Here is a 23,058-nt window from a genome sequence, read left to right on the forward strand (position 1 = left end):
GCCCTCACATGAACGAGCCGTATCACCCCGCGGGTGGTGGATCATCGGAATCCCGGTTGGGCGGATTGATCGTCTGGTAGCCCTCCACGTCACGGTTGGTTATCGTCATCCTGTACTCGCCGAGGAACAGTGTGACCGCATTCCCCCACAGCCTTGCGCGATCTGCTTCTGGTATCGGTTTGAGTAGACCGATCTCGGGATTCGTCTCGGCTTTGAGCAGCTGTTCCCACTGATCGTGGAGTTTCGTTTGAGCGGCCGTGATGGCGTCCGACGGGTCCGGTTCGGTAACTTTATCCACTATGTCTATACCTGTGCCGTACAGGTAACCGCCAACCATTCCTGGAATGGCCCCACCTGCGAACTTGAATGTCTCGAAAATGGGCCCGCGCCACCAGTATTTCGCGTTGCTCTCACGGATCTCGTCATCTCTAGCGGCTTCGAGATTTCCATACGTCAACTCGCCGAATATCCGGCCCAGCGGTTGGAATGCAAAAAGGATCTCATCGCCGCCGTGGAGCTTCGCCGCCTTCCCGACGACCTCACCGGCGACCTTGTCCGCCTCTGCTGCGATTCTGCCAGCCAAATCGGGGTTGTGACCGATGATCTGCAAGAGTTGGTAGAGGCTCTCCTGTGAAGTAAGGGCGCGGCCCTCAGGATGCTTGGCCGCCTCGAGACGGAGGGAGTTCGCATCTAACTGAGGTGCCCAGGGTTTGGACGAGGTGGGTCCGAGCGCGACGTGGTAGAGGTCGCGCATGTATACGCTGGTGATCTCAACGAGGTTGTCGAGCATGTCACGCGCGCGGCCGGTCGGACTCTCGAAGCGGGCGGGGTTCTCGACTGCGAGTTTGATCAGGCGAGCGGCGACGCGGGCCGTCTCATCGGTCGGCGACGACGTCGGCGTGGTCGAGCCGGGCGTCATGGAGGTGTCTGCCGCCTGCAGGACGTCACCGAGCAGGTTGGCGTCATACCTGACGGGACCCGTATTGAGCAACTTGACGAGCTGGTCGATCCGGTTGAGGTCGGTGTTGAAGAAACGGGTGGCTGCTTCGGGGTTGTCGCGTAGGGCGAGCAGCCCCGATTCGAACACGGAATTGTCGACCGTCGCGTCTAGGACCTCTTCGCGGTGATGGCGGCTTCCCGGCTTGTACAACGCGCCGACCGCATCAGCCAAGAAGATCGGATCGAAATCACCGTGCTCCAGAAGTGGAGCCCCGATTGAGGAACCATGCTTGAAGCCCATGCCCGCATTGATATCGATGTTGTCGCCCAGCGCTGCCGTGAACTCATTCTTCCAGGCTTCGGAGAGAGGGTATCGGCTTTTGGGGTCGGTCCCAAGCGCCAACAGGTTCGAGGATGCGGGTTGTAGCACATTCACGTCACCATCCTGGAAAACGACGTTCGCATACGCCTGAAGGAAACCGCGGGCACCGAGCTTGGTCAGGAGCGTGTCGGCGAACTGGTTGTCGTGTTGGTTCTCCTTCAGCAGCTCCTGGAGCCTCAGCATGTCGTCTTTGCCGAGCTTGTCCTTGTGTGCCTTGGCGAGTATGGCGGCGGCCTCCTCGCCGTCGCGGACGTCGCCGTCGACGATCCCGGGCCGAAGCCGTACGTCGCGTGGCTCGCCTCCGGTGTAGAGCTCGGTGGCGGCGAGCCGGTCGGCGTCGGTCGCGCGTTCCAGGATGGCGTCGATGCGATCGCGGACCTCCGCGGGCCGGTGGGGATCGGAGACCCTGGGATCGTTGGGGTTGGGGAGTCCGCTGAGTGCCGGTCCGAACGGCCCCGACTTGAAACTGGCGTCCAGGGCCGCGTCGTCCCAGAACACCGAGTACCCGGCATCCCCCGGTCCGGCGTTCTCCGCGACCTTGAGCCAGTTGCCCTCCGCCCACGCGACCATGTGCTGAAGGTTCGACTTCTCCCGGGCCAGGGTCTCGGCCAACTGATCGAGCACCTGGTCGGCGCGGCGGAAGTTCTCGCCCTGCACCTCGATCGGGTCGGCGGTGGCGGCGAGCGTCCCTCCGGAGGCGACGGCGTCGTCACCCGCCGGCCAGTACTTGGTGCGCTGCCGCGCGTGGTCCCGGATCAGGTCGGCCTGCAGGTCGAGCCCTCTTCCGGTGTTGCGGGCCGCTTCGGCCGCGGTCGCGAGCGCGGAGCGCTGGAAGTTCTTGAGTTCGCCGTAGGAGACCATGGATCCGCCTGTCAGTCCCGGTACTTGCCGGCGTCGTTCGCTTCGTGGTCGGCGTGGTGCCCGGCGGCGTTGACGATGGTCTGACCCACCTCGATGACGGTGCTCGCGGCGGCACGCGCCCGATCGGTCCACCGGGGAGCCAGGTCGGTGAACGCCTTGGTGACCTGGAGACCGGGCGCTCCCTTGATGACGAGTTCACCGTTCTGCCGGTCGATCACGCGATTCACCTCCTCTCCGAAGCCTGTCGCCTTCGCGCCGTACGCCCGGATCTGCGCCGGCGTGGCCGCCACGTCCCGGTTGTAGACCATGCGTGACGCTAACCCGGCCGGTTTGCAGAAACGTTGCACAAGGGTCCCGCCCTGCGGAACGGCCCCAGCGGGCAGACTCGACTGCCCGGATCGATTCCCCCGCAACGTTTCCAGAACGCTCCACTGAGACCGATGATTCGGTCGACGGCCGGACAGGGAGTCGCGGGTGAGTGATCAGGCGAGGGCGACGGCCGCCGAGGCGGCGAACGCGAAGGCCGTTCCCGTGCCCGCCGATCAGCAGCGGACCACCCCCGAGACCGAGGCCGTTCCCCGGCTCCACGCGCCGTTGGCCGCCCGCAACGTCATCGCCCTGCAACGCAGCGCCGGAAACGCCGCCACCGCCCGGCTGACCGGGCAGCGGACCCGCACCGATTCCGGCCGGCCTGAGACTGCTGAAGTGCCCACGCCCTTCGGTGTCCCGGAGACGGCGCCGGAGCAGACGTCGCCCGCCTCCCCGGCCGCTCCACCGGTGGCCAGGCGGAGGCCGGGTGTCGCCGTGCCGCTCCAGCGGGTCCCCGTCGACACCGACGACCCGGTCACCACCGATGCGCCGGAGCGGACCCCGACGGCCCCGCCGGAGACCGCGCCCGGATCCACGCGCGGCCCGAGGACGGCCGAGACGCCGGCCACCGTCGCGGCGGAGCCGGACGGATCGGAGAGTCGGCCCGCCGACTTGCCGGCTGCCCCGCGCGAAACCCGGTCGGCCACACCGGTTCCAGACCCCGGCGAAAGCGGGGCCGCCGCGCCGCGCGACACCGCCGGGGCGCCCGGTGCCTCACCCGACCATCCGGCGGCAGCCGGGGCGCCGCAGACCGAACCGGCCGCCACGGCGCAGGATCGTGCCGCATCACCTCCCGACGCGGAACAGACCGTCCCGGTCGGTGGCCGATCGGGCGCGGCCGACGCTCACACCGCTCAAGCCGGCGAACCGGGCACCGCTGCCGACCGACCCGCCGCGACCTCCGGCGACACCGGTGGCGCCGGAGGAGCCGCCAACGACGCTTATGCCGCCTTCACCACCGCGCACACCGCCCACCGTGCCGTCCTCGCCGCCGCCGCACAGCGGGAGGGCGCCCGGATCGACGCCGCGACCACCGCCCGCAAGTCCGACTTCACCGCCGCCGTGACGGCCGCCGTCGGCCGGGCCGAGGAGGCGCACGACGCCGCAGTGGCCAGGGTCCGGCGTGACGCCGCCACCGGAAGGGCGGCGGTGTCGGCCCGGCTGCGGGACCGGCTCGCGCAGGTCGACGCCACCGCCGCCACCGAACTGGCCGCCTTGACCGCCGCCGTGACCGGACGCAAGACCCAGGTCCGACGGAACGCCGCCGACCGCGCCACCGACGCCACCACGATCGGACGTGACCAGGCGCGCCGCGCGGTGGACGGCAGCGCCGAACACGCCGCCGGGGCGCAGGCGATCGGCAGGCGCAAGATCGCCCAGTACCGCGACGGCGAGAACGGCGCCGAGATCGTCGACGGCATCCGCGCCGAGGTGGGACGGATCACCGGCCGTTTCACCGCCACCGGCCGGGAGGTCGCCGCCGGACTCCGTGACCAGGCGGCCGACCTGGCGGGACGGTTCCACTCGGAGGCCGCGGACGTGGCGACCGAGATGGACCGGTCCCGCGACGACGCCCGCGCCGAGATACTGCGCCGCCGCGACGAGACCAAGGCGGCCCTCCGTGAGGGGGCGGCCGAGGCGATCGGTCGCATCGACGCCGACGGCACCCGGATCGTCGGGGAGCTCCACCGGCAGCGCGCCACGGTCGCCGAGCGGCTCCGGCAGTCGATCGCACCCGTCCACGCGGCGCTCGACCGGGGCGCCCGCCAGGCCCGCGACCGGGTGACGGGGCACGCGACCGCCGTGACCGCCGATCTCGACACCGCCGCCGCCCAGGTCGCGGAGGGGTCCTGGTATCCGCCGTTCGTGACCGAGGCCGCCGGACAGATCGCCGCCGGCGTGGCGGAGGAGGAGACCGCCCTGACCGGCTTCACCGACCGGGTGGTGGCCGGACTGGACACCGCCGGGACCGACGCCCGGGCGGCGCTGGACGGGCAGGTGTCGGACGTCGTCACCGCCGCCACCCGGCTCGGGGACGAGGCCGGCGCCGGACTGTCCACTATCGAGTCCGACACGACCGGGGCACTCGACACGGCGGCCGAATCCGGTGAGCGGGCCATGTGCCTGATCACTCCGGAGGCCGACCGGGAACTCGCCTCCGGTGTCGCCGAGGTGGACCAGGGGTGGCGGCAACGACTCGACGAGAACCGCGACCTGTTGGGCGGGCGGGTCGACGAGGCGCTGTCGGGCGAGCGGGAGGCCCTGGACTCGTTGGAGTCCTCTCTGGACGAGGGCGCCGCCGAATCCCGGGACGCCGGTTTCTGGGACGGCCTGTGGGACTTCGTGGTGGGCGTCTTCGAGGGTATCGCCTCGGCCGCGTGGCGGATGCTGACCGGACTGTGGGAGGCGATCAAGACGCCGCTGTTCTGGATCGTCGTCGGCGTCGTGGTCCTGGTGCTGGTGGTGGCCGTGATCGTCCTGGTGATCAAGGGCGCACTCGTCCTCGCGGCGATCGGCACGGTGCTCGCGTTCGCCGGAAAGGTCCTCCTGGTCATCGGCGTGGTCGCCGGGGTCATCGCGGCCGCGTGGGCGTTGTACCGGATGTTCGCCACGCCCGGCCTGAGCTGGCGGGAACGCGGCAGGCTGTTCGGTGAGGCGCTGCTGGAACTGGCGCTCGCGTTCGCCGGGACCGGCGTCCTGCGACGCATCGGCGCGTTCGTGCAGTTGGAACGGATGCGTCGCCTGGTCGCCGCCGTGGGCGGCCTCGGCAAGGCGGTACGACTGATCGTCTACGTCGGAGACCTCGACAGGGCGTTCCTCCTGCTGGCACGGGTGCGCGACGTCGAGAAACTGTTGATACTGCTGGAGAGGGTCCGTGACGTCGACCGGGTCGTCGCCCTGCTCGACAAGATCCACGACGTCGACCAACTGCTGCGGTTGCTGACGAGGGTCGGGGACGCGGCCACACTGCTGAGGCTCGTCTCGAACGCCAAGATCGGATCGGTCGTGGCGCTGGAAGCCGTACTCGGCAACGCGAAGGTCACCTCGGTGGCGGCGTTGGAACGGTTGCTGGCCGGCACGAAGGTCGGCGACATCGGTGAGATCGCCACCCTGCTGGCCAACCCGAAGATCACCGACATCGTCGAGTTGGAACGCGTCCTCGGACACGCGAAGGTCGGCGGCGCGGGCGAACTGGCACGGCTCCTCGGCCACCCGAAGATCCAGACCCTCGCCGACTTCGAGTCCCTGCTGGCCGACGCGAAGATCGCCGACGCCGCGCAACTGCTTCGCCTGGTGAACGACGCCAAGATCACCGACGTGGCGCAACTGCGGCGACTACTGGCCCTGGTCGACCACGGCGCCCGGCTGGAGAACCTGCTGCAGGTGTGCGACACCGCGCCACAGCTCATCGATTTCCTCACCAAGGCGGGCGGTGCCGGACACGCCGCCAACCTGGAACGACTGCTGGTGGCCATCGGCATCAAGTGGGGCGCCGGTCAGTCCGCCCGGGCGCAGAAGCTGCTCGATCAGGCCGCCGGCAACGGTGCCCGCTTCGACGAGCTCATGGAGTGGGTCACGATCCTGTCGGCGCGGCGGCCGCCGCCCACTCCGGCGGCCCCGCCGCAGGTCGCCGCGAACGGATTCACCGGTGGTGCGAGCACCGCCCACTTCCTCGAACACACCTGGGAGTTCCTGGTGATAAAGAACCGCGTCAACAAACCGTCCACCACGATGTGGCCACGCGGGACCCCGCCGTCGGAGGTGATGCGCGCACTCGGTGAGGCATTGGACCACCTGCGCGGCAACGGTCTGATCCCGAGCCCGATAACGCAGTTCCAGCAGGTGCCCGTACCCACCTCGATGGGGGCCACCCAGATCGGCTCGTTGGGTGGCGCGACGCCCCGTGTCGGCCAGTTCTTCCCGGTCGAGGCGTCGTTCACCAGCATCTCCAAGCCCGTGATGCGGGCGATACACGCTATCCTGGGCGACTGATCCGGATGGCGCCACGACCGACCACCGGCCCGGACAGGGGAACGACATGACCACTGTGACCTTCGCGCTCAGCCTGCCCGGAGACACCCGATCACTGCCGGAGGCGGAACTCGGCGACGCCTCCGCGCGGATCGACGAGGACGTCGACTTCGAGAACGTCGACGGCGCTCTCACGGTCGCGACCGGAGCGGCGGAACTCGTCGTGGAGGACGAGTTGTCGGCCGCCGTGTCGGGACTGTGCTTCGAGGCCGTCACGCGGCTCCTGGACACGCCGGAACTGCCGTACGCGTACCGGTGCGCCTATCAGACCGCCCACGTCGTCCTCGTGCCCATGATGGACACGATCCGGCTGTTCGGTGAGGGCACGCCGGTCGTGGACGCCCCCCGGCGGGAACTGCTACCGGCCATGTACGACTGTGGAATGCGTTATGTCCGGTTCCTCTCTGGACGAGACGACCACTGGGCGGGTTACGTTGTGGAGACCCTGCGCTCCCGCGCCGAGGTGACCGCGGAGGCGTTGGCCCGGCACGGTCTGGGGCCCGACCGCTAACGTTTCTCGGCGTTGCCCCGCGCCGTCTCGACCGGGTAACGCACCGCGTTGCGGGCGATCTTGGCGTCCGCCGCCGCCAACAGGTCGACGTCGAGGACGTCGGCCAGCCGCACCAGGTAGTTCAGTACGTCGGCGAGCTCGTCCGTCACCCGTTCCCGCTGCGCCGGCGTCAACGACTCCGACTCCTCGGGGGTGAGCCACTGCAGCTCGGCGAGGAGTTCACCGGCTTCGCCCGTCAGGGCCATGGCCAGGTTCTTCGGGGTGTGGAATCGTTCCCACTCCCGTTCGGCGGCGAACTCGCGCAGTACCGCGCCGAGGTCGTCCAGGCTGCGAATCGTCATGCCGCCGGATGTTAGAGGCCGTCTTCAAACAGCCGCTGAGACCGGCGGCACGTCGCGTCCGGAGTGCCGGTCAGCCGTCCTGCTGGGCGCGCCACATCCGCCAGGCGCTCTCGACCATCTCGGTGAGGTCCCGCTCCGCCCGCCAGTTCAGGATGCTCTCCGCGCGGTCGACCGCGGCGGCCGCACCGTCGGGGTCACCGGGGCGGCGTTCCACCACCCGGTGGGGGACGGGCAGGCCCGTCACCCGTCGCACCGTGTCGAGCAGTTCGAAGACGGTGTAGCCGCGCCCGGTCCCGACGTTGACCACGTCGCCCCGGATGGAGCCGGTGACCTGGTCGACCGCCGCCACGTGCGCCGCCGCCAGGTCCAGGATGTGGATGTAGTCGCGCAGCCCGCTGCCGTCACGGGTGTCGAAGTCGTCGCCGGTGACCGTGAACGCCTCTCCCGCGTCGATCGCCCGGAACAGGATGGCGAAGATGTTCGTGCCGCCCACCTCGGCGAGTACCGGCTCCGCCGCGCCGACCGGGTTGAAGTACCGCAGCGCCAGGTACGACAGCTTGAGCGACTCGGCGGTGTCGGCGAGGATCTGTTCGGCCATGAGCTTGGTGTGACCGTACGGGCTGACCGGGGTCACCGGGGTGTCCTCCGACAGCAGCGGGCCCGGCGCGACGCCGTACACCGCCGCGGAGGAGGAGTGCACCAGGCGGCGCACCCCCGCGTCGTCCATGGCGGCCAGCAGCGTCGTGAAGCCGCCGACGTTCTGCCGGTAGTACCACAGCGGCCGCGCCACCGACTCCGGTACCGACTTGCGGGCGGCGAAGTTGACCACGCCGGTGACGTCGTGGTCGCGGAACGCCTCTGCCAGCCGGTCGCCGTCGGTGATGGAGCCCTCCACCAGGGGCACACCGTCGGGTACGCGGGTGGCCTCACCGGCGGTCAGGTCGTCGTAGACCACCACCGAGTGCCCCGCCGCGATCAGCCCGCGCACCACGTGGGCACCGATGTATCCGGCGCCGCCCGTCACCAGCCATGCCATAGTCGAGGGTCTCCTGTCATGTGGGAATGCCACGCAACGGTACCCAACCCCGCCCGGCGGCGGCCTTTCGGGAAGAAACCCGCCGATTACGCGGGGATTCTGGTCCCGCGCCGCCGCGTCGGGGGTGGATGGCGGATAGGCTCACAGACATGACCGTTCGTCGCATCATGGGCACCGAAGTCGAGTACGGCGTGTCGGTGCCGGGCCAGCCGGGCGCCAACCCGATGGTCAGCTCTTCGCAGATCGTCAACGCCTACGGCGCCCGCCCGGAACTCACCAAGGGGGGCCGGGCGCGCTGGGACTACGAGGAGGAGTCCCCGCTCCGGGACGCCCGGGGGTTCACCTACAGCGGAGCCCTCTACGACCCGGCGGAGTCCCTCGCCGACGAGGACTCCGGCCTGGCGAACGTCATACTCACCAACGGCGCGCGCCTGTACGTCGACCACGCGCACCCGGAGTACTCGACGCCCGAGGTCACCAACCCGCGTGACGTGGTGCTGTGGGACAAGGCCGGCGAGGTGGTCATGGCGGAGGCGGCGCGCCGGGCCGCCTCGGTGCCCGGGAGCCCCCCGATCAACCTGTACAAGAACAACACCGACAACAAGGGCGCCAGCTACGGCGCCCACGAGAACTACCTGATGTCGCGGTCGACGCCGTTCACCGACATCGTCCAGTACTTCACGCCGTTCCTGGTGAGCCGCCCGGTGGTGTGCGGCGCGGGTCGGGTCGGCATCGGCCAGGACGGCGCCAAGCCCGGCTTCCAACTGTCGCAGCGCGCCGACTACTTCGAGGTCGAGGTCGGCCTGGAGACCACGCTGAAACGGCCGATCATCAACACCCGCGACGAGCCGCACGCCGACGCCGACCGGTACCGGCGGCTCCACGTCATCATCGGCGACGCGAACCTGTCGGAGATCTCGACGTACCTCAAGGTCGGCACCGCGTCGCTGATCCTCCACATGATCGAGGCCGGCGCGATGCAGGGCGACCTGGCGATCGCCGAACCGGTGAACGAGCTCAAGGCCATCAGCCACGACCCGTCGCTGTCGCACCTGGTGCGGCTGCGCGACGGTCGCCGCATGACCGGACTGGACATCCAGCGGGCGTTCCACGAGCGGGCCGCCGCCTACGTGGCCGACCGGTACGGCGACGACGTCGACGACGAGACCGCCGAGGTCCTGTCGTTGTGGGGGAGCGTCCTCGACAAGCTCGCCCGCGACCCCATGGAGTGCGCGTCCGAACTCGACTGGGTCGCCAAACTGCGTCTGCTGAACGGCTACCGCGACCGCGAGAACCTGGACTGGGACTCCTCGAAGCTGGAACTGGTGGACCTCCAGTACTCCGACGTGCGGCCCGGCAAGGGCCTCTACCACCGCCTGGTGGCCAAGGGCGCGATGAAGACGATGTTCACACCCGAGCAGGTGCGCGACGCCATGGTCGACCCCCCGACCGACACGCGGGCGTACTTCCGGGGACGCTGCCTGGCGAAGTACCCCTCCGAGGTCGTGGCGGCGAGCTGGGACTCGCTCATCTTCGACGTCGGCCGTGAATCACTGGTCCGGGTCCCCATGATGGAACCCGAGAAGGGCACCAGGGAGCACGTCGGGGCGTTGTTCGACCAGTGCCCCAGTGCCAAGGACCTCCTCGACATCATCACCGGCGGCAATTGACCGGTTGCCCAGTGGCAGGGAATGTCGGGTATACGGGGTAACGTTTGACCCGGGAGACGGTGGTTCCGGGTTGCCGGGGCCACCGTCGGCGGCCGGTGGTGCGCCGTGGTGTCGCGACCGTCGGAGCCCCTCGGGTCGCCACCCGTGCGGTAGGACGTCGCCCGGCACCGCTCGCCGGGCGCGGGTTTAATGACAGCTCACAGGATCGCACCGTCGCGACAGCGACGCTTCAGTTAGGGATGACGCACGATGGCAGATAAGGACAGCGGCGGGCAGTCTCAGTCACAGCGCGCCAAGCAGCAGGCCGACGAGGAGACCACCGAAGCGGTCGTCGATCCCGAGGTCGCGGCCCGCCACGAGGAGATCACTGAGGACGTCGACGACCTGCTCGACGAGATCGACAGCGTGTTGGAGGAGAACAGCTCCGACTTCGTACGTTCCTACGTGCAGAAGGGCGGCCAGTAGCCGTCCACAGGGTGTTACCGGCCGGGTGAGGTCCGTCAGGTCCAAGAGGGCCGATCCCGTCCGGGGTTTAGGGTTGCCCCATTGAAGACATGGGATGTGGAAGGGTGATCATGTGAGCGGAGACCTGAGTTTTCCGGGACGGCTGACCGGGGCGTACACCGCCATCGGCTCGTCGTCGTTTACCGAGTTCCTCTCCCAGGCGGCACCGGAGCTGCTGCCTGGACGGCGGCCACTGCCGCCCGGCGACTACACCGACGCGGTGCCGCACGGCACCACCATTGTGGCCATCCGCTGCGAGGGCGGCGTCGTCATGGCCGGCGACCGCAGGGCCACCCAGGGGAACATGATCTCCAGTAGGGACATCCGCAAGGTCCACGCGGCGGACCCGTACTCGTTGATCGGCATCGCCGGCACCGCCGGCATCGGGTTGGAACTGATCCGGTTGTACCAGGTGGAGCTCGAACACCACGAGAAGCTCGACGGGGAGCCGCTGAGCCTGCACGGCAAGGCCAACAAGCTGGCCAACATGATCCGGGGGAACCTGGGTATCGCGATGCAGGGTCTCGCGGTGGTGCCGCTGTTCGCCGGTTTCGACCTCGACTCCGACGAACCGGCCGAGGCGGGACGCATCTTCAGCTTCGACGTCGCCGGCAGCATGAACGAGGAACGCGAGTACGACGCGATCGGCTCCGGTTCCATCTTCGCCAAGGCGGCGCTCAAGAAGCGGTTGCGGCCCAACCTCTCGATCGACGAGACGATCCGGCTCGCCGTGGAGGCCCTGTACGACGCCGCCGACGACGACACCGCCACCGGCGGTCCGGACCTGAGCCGGAGGCTGTTCCCGATCGTCATGACGGCCACCGCGGAGGGGACCCGCCGCATCGCCGACGAGGACGTCGAGACGGTCGCCCGCGCCGTCGTGGAGTCCCGGCTGAACAACCCGGGCGGCTGACCGCCCGTCATGAGGAGACGTTGCCCGATGATTGAACGGAGTCGCTAGCCGTGGCCATGCAGTTCTACACCTCACCCGAGCAGATCATGCGGGACCGCTCGGAGTTCGCGCGCAAGAACATCTCGCGCGGCCGCAACACCGTGGTGCTCAGCTACGCCGACGGGGTCCTGTTCGTGGCCGAGAACCTGTCGACCACGCTGCACAAGATCAGTGAGCTCTACGACCGGATCGGTTTCGCCGCGGTGGGCCGGTACAACGAGTTCGAGAACCTGCGGGCCGCCGGGGTGCGTATGGCGGACCTGCGGGGTTACGCGTACGACCGCCGTGACGTCAAGCCGCGGCCGCTCGCCAAGGCGTACGCCCAGACGCTCGGCGCCATCTTCACCGAGCAGACCAAGCCCTTCGAGGTGGAGATCTGTGTCGCCGGGGTGGCCGCCAGGCCCGAGGACGACGAGCTCTACCGGTTGACCTATGACGGTTCCATCAACGACGAGCCGGGTTACCTGGTCATGGGCGGTCAGTCCGACCGGGTCGGCGTCGTCCTGAAGGACGGGCACCGGTTCGACGCCGGTCTGCAGGAGGCGTTCGACCTGGCGTTGCGCGCGCTGGGCAGTGTCGGTGGTGAGGGCGACAAGCCGCGCACCATCGGCGCCGAATGGCTCGAGGTGGCGGTGTTGGACAGGTTCCGGGAGGGCAGGACGTTCCGCCGGATCCGGGGTGCCGCGCTGGCGGCCCTGTTGCCCGAGGACACCGGCGGCAAGGCGCCGTCGGGCGCCACCGCAGACACCCGCGACGAACCGACCGGCAACACGCAGGACCCGCCGCCGGCCAAGAAGACCACCCGGGCCCGCAAACCGAAGACACCACCGGAATCCACAGAGGAGTAACGCGCTCGGACTCCCGCCCCCGGACCGGCGGTCGAGTGGCACCGGAGAAGATCCATCGGTGCCGTGCGACCGCATCGGTTCGGGGGTTCGTCGTGTGCGGGCGTGCGACACCACGCCGGATTCGCCCGGTTCGACACCCCCGACTGTCGGCCACAGGCGGTAGTGTCATGACATGGATCGGCGGATATTTGGACTGGAAACCGAGTTCGGGGTCACCTGTACGTTTCGCGGTCAGCGGAGGTTGTCGCCCGACGAGGTCGCGCGTTACCTGTTCCGGCGGGTGGTGAGTTGGGGGCGTTCCAGCAACGTGTTCCTCCGCAATGGAGCGCGGCTCTACCTGGATGTCGGTTCGCACCCCGAGTACGCGACACCGGAGTGCGACTCGGTGTCGGACCTGGTGCGGCACGACCGGGCCGGGGAGAGGGTGTTGGAGGGGCTGCTCATCGACGCCGAGCGCCGGTTGCACGACGAGGGCATCGCGGGAGACATCTTCCTGTTCAAGAACAACACCGACTCCGCGGGCAACTCCTACGGATGCCATGAGAACTTCCTGGTGTCACGGCACGGCGAGTTCGGCAGACTGGCCGACATCCTCATCCCGTTCCTGGTCACCCGGCAGCTCATCTGCGGCGCGGGGAAGGTCCTCCAGACGCCGCGTGGCGCGATCTACTGCCTGTCGCAACGCGCCGAACACATCTGGGAGGGGGTCTCCAGCGCCACGACCAGGTCGCGTCCCATCATCAACACCCGGGACGAACCGCACGCCGACGCCGAACGGTACCGCCGGCTGCACGTCATCGTCGGCGACTCCAACATGAACGAGGTCACCACGATGCTGAAGGTCGGCAGTGCCGACCTCGTGCTGCGGATGATCGAGACGGGCGTCGCGATGCGCGACCTGACTTTGGAGAACCCGATCCGGGCGATCCGGGAGGTCTCCCACGACATCACCGGACGCGCCAAGGTGCGGCTCGCCAACGGCAAGGAGATGAGCGCCCTCGAGATCCAGCACGAGTACGTGACCAAGGCCCAGGACTTCGTCGACCGGCGAGGCGCCGACGCCACCACCAAGCGCGTACTGGAACTGTGGACCAGGGTGCTGACGGCCGTGGAGGACGGCGCGCTGGACCGGATAGAACGCGAGATCGACTGGGTCACCAAGTACCGGCTCATCGAGCGGTACCGCGCCAAGCGGGACGTGCCGCTGTCGTCGTCGCGGGTGGCGCAGTTGGACCTCGCCTACCACGACGTCAGGCGCGGCCGTGGCCTGTACAACCTCCTGGAGCGGCGGGGATCGGTCGATCGTGTGGTCTCCGACGTGGAGATCTTCGAGGCGAAGGAGAAGCCGCCGCAGACCACCCGCGCGAAGCTGCGCGGCGAGTTCATCCGCAAGGCGCAGGAGAAGCGCCGCGACTTCACAGTCGACTGGGTGCACCTGAAGCTCAACGACCAGGCGCAACGCACCGTGCTGTGCAAGGATCCGTTCCGGTCGCGCGACGAGCGCGTCGACAAGCTGATCGCCTCGATGTGACACACGCGGGTGGCCGGTCCGGAGACGGGCCGGCCACACCCGTGTCGGGGGAAGTCACACCGGGTGTCGCCGGACGATGTGAGACAGTGACCTGGTGAGCCACGACGCCTCCAAGGACGACACCGGCCGGTCCGGCGACGACACCCCCGACACCGACCCGGCCGCCCCCGCGCCCGAAGGCGCCACCGACGACGGCGACTCCGGTACCGCGGCACCCAAGCGCAAACCCACCCGGCTCGAACGGCGGCGTCAGAAGATCCGCGACGAGATCGAACGCAACCGGCGCGGCGAGTACACCGTTCCCACCTGGGTACTGGTGGCCGCGTTGGTCGCGATCGTCGTCGGGTGGGCGTTGTTGATCATCCTGGCCTGAACCGGCGCCGCCGCGGGCGTCACCGGCCTCTGCTCCGATGACGACCGCGGCGGCGTGCGACGCTCCGGGTAACGCCCGGGTCAGCTCGGCGGGCGGGTCCTGCTCCACGAGCACGTCCGGGATGACCACCGGTGTGGCCGGTCCGGTCACGGCGGGCGGTTCGGGGTCCGCCGGGCGGGCCGGGGCGAGCCCGAAGACGTGCCGTATCACCGACTCCGCGGCGTCACGGGAGGTCCAGTCGCCGAACCGGTGGAGGAAGCCGGTGTCCGGTGGCACCGGGACCGGGTCACTCAGGTACGCCGTCAACGCGTTCCAGTCGCGGCAGACCGGGCCGGGGGGCTCGGCGACCAGGTCGGCGGTCACCGCGCCCGCGGCGCGCATCCGCTCCCAGTCGGGCACGTACAGCACCGTCGCCGCACCGGCCGTCGCCCGATCGACCAGCGCGCCCCGGTAGTCGCCGACGGCGATGTCGGCCGCCCGGTACAGGTCGTGTGGGCTCACCTCGGCCGGCAGCGGCGCGGCCGTCACGTTCCCGTCGGCGTCGCTGCGGGAGAGCCGGCCTGTCTCGTCCAGGGCCAGCACCGTCGTCGTGGGTGTCGCCCGTTCCAGCGCGACGAGATCGAAGGTCGGCGTCGCGAGGCCGCCGGGCCGGGCGGCGGGGTGGTAGAACACCAGACGGTGACCGGACGGGACACCCAGTGACCGCCTCACCTCGTCCGTGGCCTCCTGCGACCACCGTGAACGTGGCAGACCGTACTGGACTTCGGCGGCGCGCACCTGGAACGCCCGGTCCACGACCTCTGCCGCGTGCCGGTTGGGGGAGACGACGTAGTCCCAGCGGTCGGCGACGGTGAACCATCCCTCGACATCGGGTGAACCGTCCAGGCGGCGCCTGTCGAGTCCGACGACCTCGACCGGCGTGTGCGCCAGGGCGCGCACGTGTACGGCGCCCTGGCGTTTCGGTCCCAGGTCGGCGTCGAAGTCGGTGATCACGTACTTCGCCCGGCCGATCGCCCGCGCCGCCGCCGACGAGCCCGGCGCGGCCGTCTCGTCCCCGGGCCGTCCGGTGGTGGTGAGCCATACCCGTCGCCGCCCGGGCAGCAGCGTCGCCACCGCCTCGTCCAGGGCCGCGCACACCCCTTCGGGCCGGCCGTATCCCTCGGTGGCGAACACGACCAGGTCCGGCCGGATCGGGCGCCGCCGATGCCACAGGGATCGCAACGCCGCCACGTCGGTGAGTCGTCGCCGCCACCGGAGTGCCGTGGTGGCGAGGGCGTGACGGAGGCCGCGACTGGAGTACCCGCCGTGCGGATGTCCCCATCGGAGCCGGTTGTAGGTGCGCCGGGCCAGGCGGGTGAGTAGATATCCGCCGTACCAGCGGTACCGCAGCAGCAGGTGCTTGGAACCCTCGCCACCGGACGGTCTGCGGTAGGAGGCGCCCGGGTGGTGGCGCCGGAACACGTCGGCGGCGTGCCGGAAGAACCGCCGCCGGGTGCCCGAGGTGACGCGGCCGTCGTTGCCCAGCACCTGCATGCAGTGCCAGATCATCCGGTTGTAGAGGATCGCGCGAACCGTCTCGTCGTGGTCGTCGCCCAGGTGACTCCAGGCGCGTTCCCACTGGGTGAAGACGTCGAAGTGCCGGTCGCTGGTGGTGCGGGTGACCGAGCCGGCCCGGCGCTGCCGGTACAGGTAACACGGTGCGTCCAGCAGCGAGAGCCGTCGCGCGTTCATCAGCACCGGATAACTCCACGGCACGTCCTGGTACCAGCCCGCGTGGAACCGCAGGCCGAGTTCGGCCAGGTAGTCGCGTCGCACCACCTTGTTCCAGCACGTGTGCGTGTAGCGAGCGACGGTGGGCCAGGTCGCGAAGGTGAACTCGGCGGGAGGGCCGCCCGCCGCCAGCAGGCCGGGCAGGTCGCTGTCGGCGAGTTGACCGTCCTCGGTGAGGCGCCGGTAGTCGAACAGCAGGACGTCGGGCCGTTCCTGCGGTGTGAATCGGTCCAGGGCCGCCACGATCCGCTCGATCGCGCCGGGGGCGATCAGGTCGTCGCTGTCGGCGAACCACACGTAGTCCCCGTCGGCGGCGTCGAAGCCGAGATTGCGGGCGACACCGCTGCCGGAGTTGTGTGGCGTCCGCAGCATCCGCACCCGTGGGTCGGTGCGGGCGTATTCGGCGAGTATCTCGCCGGACTGGTCCGGAGAACAGTCGTCCACACCGATCACTTCGAGATGCGGATACGGCGAAGCGAGAATTGAATCAAGGCATTCCCTGAGGAATCCCTGTACCTTGAAAACGGGAATGATGATGCTGATCTTCAGCATGGGACCGAGCATAACGGCGATACTCGGCCGGTCAAGTGAGCCGTGAGTCGTGGCGTTTGGGTTAACGGCGGGGAAACTGCCTGTTCAGTGCCGTTTCCGGTGGCGCGAATCCGCCGCTGGGCGTCCTATCCACACCGGATTCACCATGGTGTCTAAATGGTGAATTCTCCATTAATGGACGGGAGTTCGACATCAGATGAACATTCATCGTCCACGCCGTAGCACCAGGGTGTTCTTGTGGTGTCCGAGCGCCTCGGACGTCAGGTCGGGGTACAGCTCCACCCAGCGGCGTCCCGCCGCCTGTTCGTCGGGCCGCTCGTGGTCGTCGAGCACCACGATGGCGTCCTCGGTGAGACGGTCGTGCAGGAGCGGTACGGCGGGGAACCTCGCCTGACTGCGGGTCGCCTTGGGCGGACCGTCCACCACCAGCATGTCGATCGGTCCGTCGGGCAGCGTGGTGACGTCGTACCAGGGCCACCGTTCCCCTTCGACGGTCACCTCCGCCAGCGCCGCCACCCGGACCTCGGCCCAGTCGGAGAGCCCGTGGCGTTCCAGGACCGCGCGGGTGTGCGCGGCGAACCGCGCCTCGTGGTCGAGTGCGACGACGCGGCCCTGTCCCAGTTCGCGCAGCGCATAGGCCATGATGAGCGTGCTGACGCCGCTGCCGCACTCCACGATCCGGGAACGCCGCAGGTCGTGGACGCTGTCGTAGAGGAACCTCAGCAGGTCGGGGGAGGCGGCCCACCCCGCCGTGCCCGGGAAGGACACCGGCGGGCGCAGGTCGTAGTAGAGGCCGATGAGGTGGTCCACCTGGCCGATGCGCCGGTCGAGTCGCCGGGCGGCGTCGCGGATGTCGCCGGCCAACGGGTCGACCCGCCGTTTCAACTCGTGCGCGCGCCGGTTGACGTTGGTGCGGACCGCGCGCAGCTCGGTGTCGACGCGGTCGAGCCGCCGGTGCAGTTCGGCCCCGCGCCGGCGGTCCTCGGTCAGGCCCAGACGGGCCGCCGACAGCACGTACGCCGCGATCACCAGCAGGATCAGGACGACGCAGGCCAACAGACCGGTGTCGCCGGCCAGCAGGTGGGCAGGCACCGGTGCGGCGGCGAGCACGAGAAGCACCGAGATGACCGCCGGTCTCGTGAACATCCGTGGAACCATGCGTCGTTCTCCCTTTCCGAATTTCCGGAACGCAGTCAACCACGTCCGGGAGAGAATGCGCGCACAGGTGCGGACTCCGGCCTTTCCGATGAATTCTTGCTGAACGATTCGGCGGCGGGAATACGAATTCCAGGTTAACGCGCGAGGTGGTGTGCCGGGTGAGTGGTGAATATCCGGTTCCGGTGGACTACTCGTCGTTTCGGAAGGCCCGTTCCCATTGTTATGATCGCCGTGCCATGCGGCCCGGCCGGCATGAGCGTCTGTCGTGGGGTGCCATTCTGTGGGCACGGCCCGGAATCGCAAAGGATTGCCAGTGAAGCGTGAAGACTCAAAAACCACTGTGGACGTGGTCGTGGTCGGCCTGGGTTATGTGGGGCTGCCGCTGGCGCAGCGCGCGGTGTCGGCGGGTCTGAGCGTCGTCGGACTCGACCTGTCCGAGGGGCTGGTGGCGGCCCTCAACGACGGCTCCTCGCACGTCGACGACATCACCGACGACGAGGTGGCCGCGATGGTGGCGGCGGGATTCCGCGCCACCACCGACGACGCGGTGTTCGCCCACGCCCGGACCGTCGTGATCTGTGTTCCCACGCCGTTGTCGCAGGAGGGCGGTCCCGACCTGGGCGCCGTCACCTCGGCCACGACGGCCGTCTCCGGCCGGTTGCGACCGGGCACGCTCGTCGTACTGGAGTCGACGACCTACCCGGGGACCACCGAGGAGGTCGTCAAACCGATCCTTGAAGCCGGCTCCGGTCTGACGGCGGGGGTGGACTTCCACCTCGCGTTCTCGCCCGAACGGGTCGACCCGGGCAACCCGGTCTACGGCATCGCCAACACGCCGAAGGTCGTCGGTGGACTCACCGAGCGGTGCGGGGAGACGGCCGCCGCGTTCTACGGTCGTTTCATCGACACCGTCGTGATGGCCAAGGGCACCCGCGAGGCGGAGATGGCCAAGCTGCTGGAGAACACCTACCGGCACGTCAACATCGCGTTGGTCAACGAGATGGCCGTGTTCTGCCGGGAACTCGGGGTGGACCTGTGGGACTCGATCGCCTGCGCCGCGACGAAACCGTTCGGGTTCCAGGCGTTCCAGCCCGGGCCCGGCGTCGGTGGGCACTGCATCCCGATCGACCCCAACTACCTGTCCTACAAGGTCAAGACCCTCGGATTCCCGTTCCGGTTCGTGGAACTGGCCCAGGAGATCAACGCGCGGATGCCGGAGTACGTGCTGCGCCGCGCCTCCGACCTGTTGAACGACTTCGCCGGACTGGCGCTCAAGCGTTCCCGCGTCCTGCTGCTGGGCGTGACCTACAAGGCCGACATCGCCGACCAGCGGGAGTCCCCGGCGCGTCCGGTAGCCGAGAAGTTGCTCCTCAAGGGCGCCGACCTGAGCTACCACGACCCCCACGTCGAAACCTGGACGGTGGGCGGGGCCGAGGTCCCGAGGGTGGACGACCTGTCCACCGCGCTGGCCGAATCCGACCTCACGATCCTGCTGACCGGCCACACCACCTACACCCCCGGCCTGCTCGGTGAGGCCAGGCTGCTGCTCGACACGCGCGGCGTCCTCCGCAGACCGGAGGCACCCCTGCCGCAGGGCCGGCTGACCGTGCAGAACCTCCCCAAGAGCCTGCACGTGCTGTGATCCGGTCGGCGTCCCCCGCCTGACGACGGCCGTCCACATCGTCGGGACACCGGGCCCCGCCGGTATGCCGTGGCGCGGTGTGCCCACTGGGAGGGCCCGCCGTGCGGAGACGACGGCCGCCCCTCGCGACACCACCCCCGCACCTCCCGTACACACTGGAGAGAAGGCATGTCCGCCTCCCTGGCCACCACCGCACCGGAAACGGTCACCACTCCAGCCGCACCGACGACCGGTGGGGCGTTCTCGTTCCGGCCCGACATCGAGGGACTGCGGGCGGTCGCCGTCGGGGCGGTCGTCCTCGGCCACGCCGGAGTCCCACTGGTGGGCGGGGGATACGTCGGTGTAGACGTCTTCTTCGTCATATCCGGTTTCCTCATCACCTCGCTACTGCTGAAGGAGCGGACGGCCAAGGGAACGATCTCCATCGCGGCGTTCTACGCGCGGCGTGCCACCCGGCTGCTCCCGGCCGCCACCGTGGTCGTCGCGGCGACCCTCGCCGGCGCCTGGTTGTGGCTGCCCGCCACCCGGTACCCGTCGATCGCCTTCGACGCGCTCGCCAGTGCCGTCTACGGCGTCAACTTCAGGCTGGCGGCCGAGGGCACCGACTACCTGAACGCCGAATCGCCGCCCTCACCGTTGCAGCACTTCTGGTCGCTGGCGGTGGAGGAGCAGTTCTACCTCGTGTGGCCGCTGCTGTTGATCGTCGCCACCTTGGCGTGGCGCCGCCGCCGCGACTTCGGCCGCGCCCCGATAGTCGTCGTGTTGGCACTGGTCATCGCGGGTTCGCTGGCGGTGAGTGTCCTCTACACCGCCGACTCCGGGCCGTGGGCGTACTTCGGGATCCACACCCGCGCGTGGGAGTTGGCGGCCGGTGCCGTGGTGGCGGTGTTCGCGACCGGGCTGTCGGCCATGAACGGCAGGGCGGCCGCGGTGCTGACCTGGGCGGGGCTGGGCGGCATCGTGGCCACCGTGTTCTGGTTCGACGAGTCCACCGTCTTCCCCGGGTACGCGGCGATCCTCCCGGTCGCCGGAACCGTCGCGGTCATCGCGGGCGGGTGCGCGCGCCCCACGGGCGGTGCGGGCCTGCTGCTCGACCGCGGCCCCCTGCAGTTCGTGGGACGGACCTCGTACGGCTTCTACCTGTGGCACTGGCCGATACTGCTGATCGCCCCGGTGGCCCTGGGAGCCTCACCGTCGGTGCCGTTGAACCTCCTGCTGAGCCTGGTCGCCTTGCTGATCAGCATCGGCAGCCTGCACCTCGTGGAGAACCCGGTCCGGCGGCGGATGACGCTGAAACGCGCCCCGTCGTGGGGGATCGGGGTGGGGGTGTCGCTCACCGGCGTCACGGCACTCGTCGCGGTCGTGACCCTGGCGTTCCCCCCGGCCCTGTCGGGAAGCGGTGTCGCGCCCGACACCGCGACTCTGGTCGCCGAATCGGACTCCAAGGCCGAGACCCTGACCGCACTCATCGAGGAGTCGTTGACGGTCTCCACGGTTCCGGCGAACCTGACACCCGCTCTGGACGAGGCCGACGCCGACCGCCCGGTCATCTACGACGACGGCTGCCACGCCGAGCGGGAGGTCGTGACCGCGCAGTCCGGGTGCGTCTACGGTGACGAGGACGGGGACAAGACGGTCGTGTTGATGGGGGACTCCCACGCCGCGCAGTGGTTCCCGGCGTTGAACCTGATCGCCGAACAGCAGGGCTGGCGACTGCTGCCCAGGACCAAGAGCTCCTGCTCGGCCCCGGCGATCCTGCCCTACAACAGCATCCTCAAACGCGACTACCACGAGTGCGTGCAGTGGCGGGACGACACCATAGCCGAGATCGCCGACATGGAACCGGACATGGTGATCATGTCGTCCAGCGACGCCGACAACAACCAGCCGCAGGAGGAGTCCGATCCCGACACGGCATGGGCCGCCGGCTGGTTCGAGACGTACGCGCAGGTGATGTCCCCGGACACCAGGCTCGTGAACATCCTCGACACGCCGTGGGCCAAGACCGACGCCCCCGACTGCCTGGCCGCCGACATACACCGTGTCCAGGACTGCAGCCAACCGCTGGCCGACGCCATCCGGCAGCCCGAACGCCGGCAGATGTCGATCGAGGTGCTGGAACCCTTCGTCGACACCATCATCGACCCGTCGAGTTGGCTGTGCACGGACACCTGCCCCGTCATCGTGGGCAACCTGCTGGTCTACCGGGACGGGCACCACATCACGACCGACTACGCGCTGATGCTGGCGCCGCTGTTGTCGGAGCGGCTGCCGCGCATCTGAACCGGCCGGGGCGAGAGCCCCGGCCTGCAACGCATCTGTACCGGTCAGGCGGTGAACCGGCGGAGCAACCGGTACGCCCGCTCCGGGAGCAACCGCCTGGCGCGGCGGTCGACGAGGCGACGCACCCGCCACAGTGGAGTCCTGCGGAGCCGGGCGATGCGGCGCCGTTGGCGGGTGAGCCGTCGCCTGGCGGCGGCGAGTTCCCTCCGTGCCTCCGCGAGATCCCGGCGCGCCGGTGCCAACTGTGGGACGCCGTCACGGCGACGCCCGAACCGGGCGGTCGACAACACGTCGACGACTCCGGTGTGGACAGTGTCACCGGAGTCGATCCTCAGCACGCCGAAGCCCTTGTCCACCAGCGGGTCCAGGTCGGTGTCGTCGGGGGCGAGGTGGCGGGCGCGGGCGAAGGCGGCGTGACGCTCCAACCGCACGGTGGCGCCGTCGTCGAGCCGGACCTCCAACAGGCCGGCCTGCGCGTCGTCGAGGGCCGCGATCAGGGTGTCGAGGGCGTGCCGCGTCGTCCTCGCCGAGGCGGGCAGCAGTAGGCGGTAGGGGACTTGTGGGTCGGGGGTGGGTGTGGTGTGGGTGAAGTGGACGCGGGGGTCGCCTCGGTAGGTTTCGTGGATGAGGCGTAGTTCGGCGTGGGGGTCGTCGAGGGTGGCGTGTCGCCGGTCGGGGTCGGGCCAGTCCGCCACCAACGTGACCCGCACCTGACGTGGTGAACCACCCGCCAACAGTGGACCGACCGCGCCGAGCACGTCGTCCAGCACGGCCCCGGCGGCGTCGACTACCACGTCAACCGCCGGCACGGTCCACAGGTGCCGGTCGGCCGCCTCGCGGTAGTGCAGGGCGGGCATCCGGTTGGCCTGGAACGGTTTCCGGTAGCGCTTGGCGGCGTCCCGCCTCGACTGGATCTGGCTTCTGCCGAGGTGCCAGCTTGATGACTGGTCGTCGGGGATGAAGACGGCGCCGGCTTGGGCGAGGCGGTATCCGAAGTGGGTGTCGCCGCCCAGGATCATGGCCGCGTCCATCCCGCCCACCGCCTCGAACATGCGGCGGGACACCGAACCACTCGCACCCACGAACACCCGGTACGCCTCGGATTGGTCGGCGTTGCGCAACCTGTCGGTGGCGTCGATGACCCGTTCGATCCACTGGGCCTCCTGCGGCACGCCCGCGAAGAGGGTCTCGGCACGCCCCTCGGACACCGTGTGGTGGATGTGTTGGGGGGTGTGGGTGTGGGGGGTGTGGTCGACGAATCGTTTGTGTCCGATGACGGCGGCGTAGTCGCATCGGTGGTGCCA

The 23,058-nt window shown here is 69.3% G+C and carries 15 protein-coding genes and 1 pseudogene; 9 read left to right on the forward strand and 7 right to left on the reverse strand.

What is annotated here, in order from left to right:
- Nucleotides 1-22 precede the first annotated feature (22 nt).
- Together LX16_RS26345 and LX16_RS26350 are read right to left on the reverse strand one after the other, a co-directional pair.
- A complete protein-coding gene (locus tag LX16_RS26345) occupies nucleotides 23-2,182 on the reverse strand; it encodes a hypothetical protein (RefSeq protein WP_147144688.1) in 2,160 nt (719 codons plus the stop codon).
- Nucleotides 2,183-2,193: 11 nt separating this feature from the next.
- Complete coding sequence (locus tag LX16_RS26350) at nucleotides 2,194-2,490, reverse strand: hypothetical protein (RefSeq protein ID WP_147144689.1); 297 nt, start codon at nucleotides 2,488-2,490, stop codon at nucleotides 2,194-2,196.
- Between the two features lie 166 nt (nucleotides 2,491-2,656).
- Here LX16_RS26350 and LX16_RS26355 point away from each other — a divergent pair, with 166 nt between their 5' ends.
- On the forward strand, nucleotides 2,657-6,544 hold the full coding sequence (locus LX16_RS26355) for a hypothetical protein (RefSeq protein ID WP_147144690.1): 3,888 nt from the start codon (nucleotides 2,657-2,659) through the stop codon (nucleotides 6,542-6,544).
- A 46-nt stretch (nucleotides 6,545-6,590) separates the two neighbouring features.
- A complete protein-coding gene (locus LX16_RS26360) occupies nucleotides 6,591-7,094 on the forward strand; it encodes a hypothetical protein (protein ID WP_147144691.1) in 504 nt (167 codons plus the stop codon).
- Here the strand turns inward: LX16_RS26360 and LX16_RS26365 are convergent.
- Together LX16_RS26365 and galE are read right to left on the reverse strand one after the other, a co-directional pair.
- Entirely contained in the window at nucleotides 7,091-7,435 is a 345-nt protein-coding gene (locus LX16_RS26365) for a nucleotide pyrophosphohydrolase (RefSeq protein WP_147144692.1), read from the reverse strand. The genes LX16_RS26360 and LX16_RS26365 overlap by 4 nt on opposite strands.
- A gap of 70 nt (nucleotides 7,436-7,505) precedes the next feature.
- Nucleotides 7,506-8,471: a UDP-glucose 4-epimerase GalE gene (gene galE, locus LX16_RS26370; protein WP_147144693.1), complete on the reverse strand. Its 966-nt coding sequence runs from the start codon at nucleotides 8,469-8,471 to the stop codon at nucleotides 7,506-7,508.
- Between the two features lie 149 nt (nucleotides 8,472-8,620).
- Between galE and dop the strand changes: the two genes are divergently transcribed.
- The 5 genes from dop (at nucleotide 8,621) to pafA (ending at nucleotide 13,976) form a co-directional block, all read left to right on the forward strand.
- A complete protein-coding gene (gene dop, locus LX16_RS26375) occupies nucleotides 8,621-10,141 on the forward strand; it encodes a depupylase/deamidase Dop (protein ID WP_147144694.1) in 1,521 nt (506 codons plus the stop codon).
- Nucleotides 10,142-10,390: 249 nt separating this feature from the next.
- Nucleotides 10,391-10,606 carry a ubiquitin-like protein Pup gene (locus LX16_RS26380; RefSeq protein ID WP_147144695.1) on the forward strand — a complete coding sequence of 72 codons (216 nt, stop codon included), beginning with the start codon at nucleotides 10,391-10,393 and terminating at the stop codon, nucleotides 10,604-10,606.
- A gap of 94 nt (nucleotides 10,607-10,700) precedes the next feature.
- A complete protein-coding gene (gene prcB, locus LX16_RS26385; protein WP_147144696.1) occupies nucleotides 10,701-11,558 on the forward strand; it encodes a proteasome subunit beta in 858 nt (285 codons plus the stop codon).
- A 50-nt stretch (nucleotides 11,559-11,608) separates the two neighbouring features.
- Complete coding sequence (gene prcA / locus LX16_RS26390) at nucleotides 11,609-12,445, forward strand: proteasome subunit alpha (RefSeq protein ID WP_147144697.1); 837 nt, start codon at nucleotides 11,609-11,611, stop codon at nucleotides 12,443-12,445.
- Between the two features lie 172 nt (nucleotides 12,446-12,617).
- Complete coding sequence (gene pafA / locus LX16_RS26395) at nucleotides 12,618-13,976, forward strand: Pup--protein ligase (RefSeq protein WP_147144698.1); 1,359 nt, start codon at nucleotides 12,618-12,620, stop codon at nucleotides 13,974-13,976.
- A gap of 577 nt (nucleotides 13,977-14,553) precedes the next feature.
- Here pafA and LX16_RS26400 read toward each other — a convergent pair.
- Both LX16_RS26400 and LX16_RS26405 read right to left on the reverse strand, forming a co-directional pair.
- Nucleotides 14,554-16,683, reverse strand: a pseudogene (locus tag LX16_RS26400) (bifunctional glycosyltransferase/CDP-glycerol:glycerophosphate glycerophosphotransferase); the annotation flags it as partial.
- Between the two features lie 192 nt (nucleotides 16,684-16,875).
- On the reverse strand, nucleotides 16,876-17,817 hold the full coding sequence (locus LX16_RS26405) for a class I SAM-dependent methyltransferase (RefSeq protein ID WP_158645754.1): 942 nt from the start codon (nucleotides 17,815-17,817) through the stop codon (nucleotides 16,876-16,878).
- Between the two features lie 325 nt (nucleotides 17,818-18,142).
- Here LX16_RS26405 and LX16_RS26410 point away from each other — a divergent pair, with 325 nt between their 5' ends.
- Together LX16_RS26410 and LX16_RS26415 are read left to right on the forward strand one after the other, a co-directional pair.
- Nucleotides 18,143-19,471 carry a nucleotide sugar dehydrogenase gene (locus tag LX16_RS26410; protein ID WP_147144701.1) on the forward strand — a complete coding sequence of 443 codons (1,329 nt, stop codon included), beginning with the start codon at nucleotides 18,143-18,145 and terminating at the stop codon, nucleotides 19,469-19,471.
- A gap of 168 nt (nucleotides 19,472-19,639) precedes the next feature.
- Nucleotides 19,640-21,754 carry an acyltransferase family protein gene (locus LX16_RS26415; RefSeq protein WP_147144702.1) on the forward strand — a complete coding sequence of 705 codons (2,115 nt, stop codon included), beginning with the start codon at nucleotides 19,640-19,642 and terminating at the stop codon, nucleotides 21,752-21,754.
- A gap of 44 nt (nucleotides 21,755-21,798) precedes the next feature.
- Here the strand turns inward: LX16_RS26415 and LX16_RS26830 are convergent.
- On the reverse strand, nucleotides 21,799-23,058 hold a 1,260-nt coding region (locus LX16_RS26830; protein ID WP_158645755.1), incomplete at its 5' end, for a glycosyltransferase family 2 protein.

This window comes from Stackebrandtia albiflava, assembly GCF_007994225.1.
In the GTDB taxonomy this organism is placed as follows: Bacteria; Actinomycetota; Actinomycetes; order Mycobacteriales; family Micromonosporaceae; genus Stackebrandtia; species Stackebrandtia albiflava.